Annotated in this window: 1 protein-coding gene and 1 pseudogene; both read right to left on the bottom strand. The window is 73.6% G+C overall.

Annotated elements, in window-relative coordinates; all coding sequences use genetic code 11:
• A partial coding sequence (locus AC2W7M_RS26100) for a hypothetical protein (protein WP_486136064.1) occupies positions 1–181 on the bottom strand: 181 nt, incomplete at its 3' end.
• A pseudogene (locus tag AC2W7M_RS26095) lies at positions 178–1,074 on the bottom strand (hypothetical protein); the annotation flags it as partial. The gene AC2W7M_RS26100 and the pseudogene AC2W7M_RS26095, both read right to left, overlap by 4 nt.

Genomic DNA, 1,074 nt, shown 5'->3' with positions numbered 1-1,074 from the left:
CGCCCGGCGTGGGGGGGCCGCGGAACCTGGCTGCGCCGGAGCGGGGCTGCTGCTGCTCGGCGATGCGCTGCTGCTCCTGCCGCTGGCGCTCGGCCTGCGGCATGCCGAAGAAATACTGCCAGCCGATCAGGATCGCCATCGACAGCGCGATGGCGATGAACATGTTGCGGTTGTCGCTCATTGCGAATGGCCTCCGTCGGCGGCGGCGTCGACCCCTGGGCTTTCCGGCCGCGGGACCGTTGACAGCTTGGGGCGGGATTTGGGCTTGCCGGGGGTGTTCACCCGGCTCACGGCGCGTTCGAGGTCGCCGACCAGGGCGCTGAACGGGGCGCGCAGCGCCTCGGCGCGCGCATCGTCCGAGGGCACGTAGCCCGACAGGCGGACGGTGCCGCCGTCGCGGGTGGCGATGAACAGGAAGGGCGAGGCCACCGGCGGGCGCACGGCGAAACGCGCCAGCGTCATGCCGGGCGGCAGCGGACCGTTCATGGTGGCCCGCAGCGCCTCGTAATTGGCGAGGTCCGCAGCGCGGCCCTCGATGGCGAGGGCGCCGTCGGATAGCGTGATGCGGCCGGAGGGCAACCGGTCGAGCTGGGCGATGGCGAAGGTGGCGAGTGCGGCGAAGTCGCCGGGCGGTGCGCCGCGGGCCCGCACAAGGCGGTCCTCCCCGGTCACGGTGGCGCCGGTCGCCTTGGCGGCCGCGACGATGCGCTGGAGCGCATCCTTGGACGGCACGTAGCCGTTGAGCGCCAGCGCCTTGCCGCTCTTCACGGCGCTGAAGGTGAAGGGCCGCCGCTCGGGCAGAAGCGTGGTCTCATCCTTCACCACCCTGACGCCGAACAGGCCGGCGAGCGAGGTGCGGACCTTGGTGCGCGCCTCTTCGGCGAGGGATTCGCCCGTGAGCGTCGCGTCCCGGCCCTCGAAGGCGACGGAGGCCCAGGATTCGCCGCTGCGGACGAGCACCGAGAAGGCGCGGCGCGGCGAGGTCGCTCCTCCACCGGGCGCTGGGCCGTGGCGATGGTCGCGAGGCAGAGCAGCGCGAGGCCGGCGAGGCCGAGCAGCAGCACCGCGGGCCCG

Source organism: Xanthobacter sp. BG11Y11_SDJG (assembly GCF_057364445.1).
This window is presented reverse-complemented; position numbering and strand designations above follow the sequence as displayed.